The sequence below is a fragment of the Nostoc sp. 'Peltigera membranacea cyanobiont' 232 genome (assembly GCF_002245985.1).
Classification (GTDB): Bacteria; Cyanobacteriota; Cyanobacteriia; order Cyanobacteriales; family Nostocaceae; genus Nostoc.
Window position 1 is genome coordinate 1 of the sequence record NZ_NOLK01000251.1, and the last position, 6,815, is coordinate 6,815.

Here is a 6,815-nt window from a genome sequence, read left to right on the forward strand (position 1 = left end):
GGCATTGTAACAGTGATAGGATGTCTTGCATGGGTGGCTTGTAGTTTTTGAGTTGTCGTTGTGAGAGACAATAACTCTACTACAAAGCGCCCTACCTCTTTATGCTCTTATTTTGGCTAAGGTATTGAAGTCTTAATAGGCATTTCTGGATTATTCCCCTTTCTTGTAGCCCAATAAATCAGATTTCCATCGAAGGGCGATGATTCACCTTTGACCTTCGTGTGACGTACTATTGGTGTTTTCTTATGCTCTAAAAGCTCTTTTGAGGGTTTTCCCTCTGTCGCAAAAGCCCAATTTCTGTTCCTTATTTCCTGCCAGTATTTACTGGTTATCCATACCCCTGATTTATTGGGATGTCGTCTCTTTGACCAAGCTCTTAACTTCAGGTACATAAGATTATCTAAGTCAGTGTAAGCCTCCTTACTTACTACAGTTGAATAGTAATTCGCCCACCCCCGTATAATTGGGTTTAAGTGACTAATCAGTGCCGATTGCGGTGCTGACTTATGAGCTTCTATTACTTCTGAAATCCGTTTATAGTGTACCTTCTGTTTTGCTTTACTTGGGGTGATGATTGTTTTAAACAAGAGTGAGTCACCATTTGTTGATTTCCCTAATTGTGGGTATTCCGAGGGGACGTTTTTCATTGCTCCCTGGCTTTGGTATCCACAACCTCCTAGTGGGTTTTACTTTCTCGTTAAATCTCAAAATTTTGACCAATTTAAGTCTTTGGTTAGGTGTTAAGGATTTGACCCCATCTATACCCGCCGTATTCTTTCCTTGATTATCTTGAGTTACCCTTCTAACTGCTAACATTTTTCCAGACCAGGACTTCATCAACATTTTTTGAAGTCGGCGAACTGCTTTTACATCACCACGATTTGAGGCTTTGTAGATTCTATGAATGCAACTTAAAAACCACCCGTTCCAGCTTTCGCCAATTCGTTTGATTCCACTCCACCGTAGTCTTTAAACTCGTATTGGTCATTTATTGCTACTTGTAACTCCACATTCCAAATCATCGTGAGTACGTTTGCATATCCTGTACATTACACACAGGCATTAGCTTCTTACTCAATCTCACTCACTCGCTGCATACGGTTAGCACCTACTTAGCAATCGACTTACTAAGAGCTAACGAGGGGTTACTTCGTTCCGAATGACCATACTATGTACCTTTAAAGTGATGCTCTTCACCGGGTTTGTAGGAAGTGCTTATTGGTCAACTAAAAAATTGCCAATTCCTTATCCTTCACCTTTTTGGTTCCAGCGTGAACCGATATTTTTTTATCGTCAGCCTTATTTCGCTGGGTGCTAATCACGATGATTCAAACACACCTTTAATCCTGAGATTTACTTATGGGTACTTTGCTCAATGGACACCAACATAGGCTTGTCAGTGGAGCCATTTTTTACCCCCGCTTTACGGATTGGTAGGCTATCCTCTACCGTAGGGGACGCAGTTGTTAACCGTGTTCTGTATGCTTTCACTCCTGCACCTGGAGGGAGGGGTTCTCACCCTCATGGTCATTCAGTTGTCAAGGTTCTGTTATCATTACCTAGCAGCTAATCCTCTGAAACCTTTACAGGCTCTAGTTTCTAGCTAACGAATCGCACTTTTAGCCAAGCGCGTACAATTTTCCCGTTTTGGCACGGTGATGCCTACTTCACTTGCTCAAAGTATATAATTTCTATTTTCAACTGTGAAAATAGAAAAATATGGAAGATTTATACGACATTTTACAGACTATTAAAAATGAGCCATATCGTCTAGGAAGACGCTCTATATTTAATTTAGAAGCTTTTTTCTTGGGATATAATCATGCAATGCGTAATACTCAATCACCAACATACAAGAAATATCGGCAAGAATTTAGTGAATTAATTCAATGGATTCGTAACAAATATGATGCTGGAAAAAGTTGTGCTTGGTCTAGTGTAATACTTTTTTACTCAGAAGATGAGAAAGATGCTTTAGATAATTTTTTTAAATTAGTTGATGAATTTTTAAATGAAAAAATAGAAAAAGATGAGAGTGATAGTAAATATTTAGATTAAAAAATCTTGAAACATGAGTGATTTATATGATATTATCCGCAAGATAGAAAAACAACCTATTGTGTATCTGGGAAGGCGTTCTATTATTGCTCTTTACGCATTTTTACATGGATATAATGTTGCTAAACGAGAGCTTCAATTATCTAAAACAGACCAAGAATTAGAATTTGAATTTTTTCAAGAATGGATAAAAGATAAAGCTAGTATTAAATCCAGGCAATCATGGGAGAAAGTAATTCTTTTATTTTCCACCGACGATGTAAAAGCTTTTGATAAATTTTTTGTTTTATTTGAAGAGTTCATCAATAGAGATAAAATTTCAGAAAATGAAAAAAATGAAATCTAATTGATAATTTACATAGTAATTGGTATGGAGTTAGCTCAACCAGTAATTTCTCTGCCCATAAGAGCTACCACCTTATAACAAGTTCATCTACTGGTGTAGAAGACAGTATAGAATCTAAAACCCAATCACAGAAACCGCCTTTCGCTTCTGCTCTGGCGTGACCTCCAGATAACGCTGCAAAGTACCCAGATCGCTATGCCCAGATATTTCTTGAATAGTTCTCAAAGGTATCCCGGCGCTTGACATCTGCGTGAGGGCAGTTCGCCTAAAGGAATGTGTGCTAACTCCTTCTACCCCAATCCGCTTGCAGGCATCCCGTAAAATCTTGTCTGCCATGAATCGGGTCAGACGTTCAGTTACACCGCGCATACCGGGAAACATCACAGAACTTTTGGGTTGGTACTCGTCCATGATTGCTGCTAGCGTTGGTGGAATGTCTACAATCCGGGTTTTATGCTTACCTTTGGTGGTAGACTTGCGAAAAGTGATAGCACCAGATTTGATATCAGTCGTCTGGAGTGCTAGTGCTTCTGATACGCGACAACCAGTGAAAAGGCAAATCCCAAACAGAGCGCGATCGCGGTGAGTGAGAAATCCCTCGGTGAATAATCGCCTCAGTTCGTCTTGGGTTAGTATTTTGCCTTGTCCGTTGCCGCTAACCTTCATGTTTTCTACTTTCTAGGGGATTACACGTTTGTACTATTACGTGTAATGTAGCTGTCAAAGTATTGATCTATAGCGGTGTGCAGTTTAGTGAAATACAAAAACTTGGCTGAAATGATTTGACACTCTCTGTGGAGAGCAAATCAAATAGGTAGTTTTCAATCATTCGTGAAAAAATAACAGAACTCGATAGAAGATATTTGGTTACAAAAAAAGATATTTGGTTACAACTAAAAACAATCATTCGAGAGTTTCATTTTGATATCAACGCGAATGCTTTTTGGGTTGAATTGTCGTTGGCTTGAGGTGTTCCTCTACGGCGCAAATTACTCGTGTTTATTTGTCCATCGCCTCCTGCACCCCCTTGCCTAGAAAGCGACGGTTATGCCCTACGGCACAATACGTCCTTAAACCCGTCATTATTCTGTCCGCATTCAGGAAGTTAACCACCAGATAACATTCCTGGATTTGGCGGAAGAACGTTGGCAGGAAAATTGCCCTCTACATTACCAGCAGGAGTATATCGGCAGACCGCATAGTAGGCATTGTAAGTATTTCCATCAATAGTTGCAGTTCCGACTGCATACCCACAGCCTAGTGTCGTAGTGTCCTTCCAGACCACTTGAGTAAAATGCCCGGTGCTAGCATTAAACTTTGGGTTTGCGTAATCATAGTTTCCTACCTCGCTGTACCATGAATCAGACGCATCTTTGCCAATCTTAGCTGCACTAACGGCATCCGTATCGTAAGCGACGAATATATTCTCTCCGGCACCATTCCGTTCTGTGGAAGAACTATGCTCAAGCTTTCCGATTAAAGCCAAATGTTCAGCCCAGGTTTGAGATCCCGTACTCAGGGGGTCAGCATTCCCTGCTAAAGTCAGAGGCTGAATAGGATAAATCGCTCGCTTGGCATTGTGTTCATTCAGAGCGGATGTACGAAACGCTGTTTGCTGCTCGACTGTTTGCCCCAAAGCGATGCCATTGTTAAGCATTCCCAAGGGAGCAATGGATGCCAAGCACGTCATGCTTAGTCCGAGTAATAGCTTCTGAGATGATAGATGTAGCATATTATACTTTATTAATGGCTTTGTGACGGTGTGGGTCGCTACCATGCATACCTATATCATCATTAAGTCCTTAAAAGAGCGTATTGGTACTAACAAAGTAATATTACGTAATATGACGTAAAATGTGTCACATTCGGGTAAATAAGTAAAGCGGTGTGAATAATTAAAGGTTTGTAGTGAGGGCTTCAGCCCTCATTTGAGGACTAAAGTCTCACTACAAACTAATCTCAATATTTTTTACATTACTTAATCTAGTTTGATTTATTCTCGCCTACTTACTTAAGTGGGGGTTTAGAATTACTACAATCCAAACAATTATTAACAAATCTGACTTTTCCCGTTAAGTCGGGAACCATCAGTGAGAGGTTAAGGTAATTGCACATTAGGATAGGGACATAGTGAGCGATCGCTCTGTCAAAAAGATAACGGGAAAAGTCAGCTTAACTTCTAGGCGGCGAAGCTCCGTGTCTGCTGCTGCCTGCAACAATCTGAGTGGCTCCAGATAGGATTTGTGGCAGTGGCAGACACCGACTATTTGAGCTTTCTCGGTGTCTAGTTGCGCCATCACCTAGAGAGAGATCCCTTTACTCTGTTTTCTTTTTTGTTGCTGTTCTGATTCTATTAGTCGTTGCAATACACGCTCTGCTTTTTGCCAAAGCTGAATATCTTCTCTTTCTACTGACCCAATATAAATCGGTGAAGACTCAAGCTCACCTGACTGGTTTCGGTTGACTGCCACCCGAAAAATCTCACCTCGTTCATCATGGGTAAATACCAGTTCTCTACCCTGCTTTTCTAGAGTTGCACGTTTGAATCTAAGGCTATTCTCACCACTTTCTCTTAATTGCCAGTTGATTAAGGCATCACTGTGCCAAAACGGGAAAATTGTACTCTAAGGAACTGATGCTAACCTCAACGCTATAAAAATCAGTTGTTTTGAGCAAATGGCATACCTGTATTTATCACTTTTGACTCGAATTAGTCTTGGAAGATGGTGCAGAGTACTACCAATACTCTGCACCAATCAATTGAGGGTAAACAGCCGCTCATGGGTGCTGTAGAAAAGCGAGGGGCTAAGATAGTTACTGGGCAAGGCTTTCACCCTTAGCGTACAATTTTCCCGTTTTGGCACGGTGATGCCATTAACTCAACAGCAATAGGCACTGCTAGAGCTAAGAATTCTGATTCAATACGCTGCTTTTGGTCAAGTGACTGTTCTGGTTCTGACTTTTGAGTTGCCAGTTGATTGCTAGCGATTAGTACCAATTCTCTGGCTTCATCTTGTGTCCATCCGGCTGGACTGGCAAAGATAATTTCTTCAACCTCCTCAGATGGCTTATTATCTAATAATGCCCTGATAGCAATTTCTTTATCTCGGTCAGTCACTAATAAGTTTTGCAAGTCGGCACTGTAATACTGATATAACTCGGCTGTTTGATTCGGGGTTAGTTTTAGTTGATCTGTGGCTAGAGTTTGAGCTTTATTAAGAGCAACTGCATCCACTGGTTTTTGTGATCTATGCAGTTGCTCCAAATAAACAATCGCTGCTTCCAGGTCGTCAAATATGGTTCTTCCGGCTGATAGCTGCTGCTGAGATTGAGAAAGTTGTTGTGTTAATTCTAATACTGTTTCAGTTAATGCTGATTCAACAGTCGATTGCTCAACATAATCAGAAATTGATGAAATTGCTTTTTTCTCTATATAGGATTGTAACTCAGTTGCAAGCACTGCATCCAGGTCATTAAATGTAGTTTTAGCTGTAACAAGCTGCTCTTTATATTGAGAAAGTTGTTGCGTTAATTCTAATACTGCTTCAGTTAAGGCTGACTCGACAGTTGATTGTTCAACATAATCAGAAATTGATAAGATAGCTCTCTTCTCTAGATATGATTGTAACTCAGTCGCAAGAACTGCATCCAGGTCATTGAATGTAGTTTTAGCTGTAATGAGTTCCTCTTTGTATTGAGAAAGTTGTTGCGTTAATTCTAATACTGTTTGGGTTAATGCTGATTCAACAGCCGATTGCTCAATATAATCAGAAATCGATGAAATAGCTTTCTTCTCTAGATATGATTGTAACTCAGTCGCAAGAACTGCATCCAGGTCATTAAATGTAGCTTTAGCTGTAACAAGTTCCTCTTTATATTGAGAAAGTTGTTGCGTTAATTCTAATACTGTTTGGGTTAATGCTGATTCAACAGCCGATTGCTCAATATAATCAGAAATTGATGAAATAGCTCTTTTCTCTACATGGGATTTTAACTCAGTCGCAAGCACTGCATCCAGGTCATTAAATGTAGCTTTAGCTGTAACAAGTTCCTCTTTATATTGAGAAAGTTGTTGCGTTAATTCTAATACTGTTTGGGTTAAGGCTGACTCAACAGTGGATTGCTCAATATAATCAAAAATTGATAAGATAGCTCTTTTCTCTACATGGGATTGTAACTCTTGAGTAATCGCCGATTCGAGGTCATTGAATGCAGTTCTACCTGCTTCGCTTTGCTGAAGATATTGAGACAGTTGTTCTGCTAATTGTGGTAACGTTTCACTTAACTGGAGTTTAGACTAAGCCATGCAAAAAGACCCAGCAGGGCTGAGTTAATCAGAGACTTAGCAAAAGTATGAATAATCTTAGGTATTAAACAGCAACTGATGGTTCTTTGCGTGGTGGTGTTACTG

The 6,815-nt window shown here is 40.1% G+C and carries 9 protein-coding genes; 2 read left to right on the plus strand and 7 right to left on the minus strand.

Annotated elements, in window-relative coordinates; translation table 11 throughout:
- Nucleotides 1-116 precede the first annotated feature (116 nt).
- Nucleotides 117-647, minus strand: a complete 531-nt coding sequence (locus tag CDG79_RS44510) for a group II intron maturase-specific domain-containing protein (protein ID WP_223278591.1) — start codon at nucleotides 645-647, stop codon at nucleotides 117-119.
- Entirely contained in the window at nucleotides 595-843 is a 249-nt protein-coding gene (locus CDG79_RS44515) for a reverse transcriptase N-terminal domain-containing protein (protein WP_262985878.1), read from the minus strand. The genes CDG79_RS44510 and CDG79_RS44515 overlap by 53 nt, the downstream gene beginning before the upstream one ends.
- A gap of 876 nt (nucleotides 844-1,719) precedes the next feature.
- On the opposite strand from CDG79_RS44515, the gene CDG79_RS37920 reads away from it, so the two are divergent.
- Together CDG79_RS37920 and CDG79_RS37925 are read left to right on the plus strand one after the other, a co-directional pair.
- The gene (locus tag CDG79_RS37920) at nucleotides 1,720-2,058 is read left to right on the plus strand and encodes a hypothetical protein (protein WP_094346675.1); all 339 of its coding nucleotides are present in this window, start codon (nucleotides 1,720-1,722) and stop codon (nucleotides 2,056-2,058) included.
- 13 nt (nucleotides 2,059-2,071) lie between these two features.
- Nucleotides 2,072-2,404 carry a hypothetical protein gene (locus tag CDG79_RS37925; protein ID WP_094346676.1) on the plus strand — a complete coding sequence of 111 codons (333 nt, stop codon included), beginning with the start codon at nucleotides 2,072-2,074 and terminating at the stop codon, nucleotides 2,402-2,404.
- A gap of 114 nt (nucleotides 2,405-2,518) precedes the next feature.
- Here CDG79_RS37925 and CDG79_RS37930 read toward each other — a convergent pair whose 3' ends face one another.
- The 5 genes from CDG79_RS37930 to CDG79_RS37945 form a co-directional block, all read right to left on the minus strand.
- On the minus strand, nucleotides 2,519-3,070 hold the full coding sequence (locus CDG79_RS37930) for a tyrosine-type recombinase/integrase (protein ID WP_094346677.1): 552 nt from the start codon (nucleotides 3,068-3,070) through the stop codon (nucleotides 2,519-2,521).
- Between the two features lie 439 nt (nucleotides 3,071-3,509).
- Nucleotides 3,510-4,094, minus strand: a complete 585-nt coding sequence (locus CDG79_RS37935; RefSeq protein ID WP_094346678.1) for a CAP family protein — start codon at nucleotides 4,092-4,094, stop codon at nucleotides 3,510-3,512.
- A gap of 424 nt (nucleotides 4,095-4,518) precedes the next feature.
- On the minus strand, nucleotides 4,519-4,701 hold the full coding sequence (locus CDG79_RS41795) for a hypothetical protein (RefSeq protein WP_143855714.1): 183 nt from the start codon (nucleotides 4,699-4,701) through the stop codon (nucleotides 4,519-4,521).
- 3 nt (nucleotides 4,702-4,704) lie between these two features.
- A complete protein-coding gene (locus tag CDG79_RS44520; protein WP_223278592.1) occupies nucleotides 4,705-4,875 on the minus strand; it encodes a hypothetical protein in 171 nt (56 codons plus the stop codon).
- Nucleotides 4,876-5,240: 365 nt separating this feature from the next.
- Nucleotides 5,241-6,413 (minus strand): hypothetical protein, encoded by a 1,173-nt coding sequence (locus CDG79_RS37945; protein ID WP_094346679.1) that lies wholly within the window; start codon nucleotides 6,411-6,413, stop codon nucleotides 5,241-5,243.
- Between the last annotated feature and the right edge of the window lie 402 nt (nucleotides 6,414-6,815).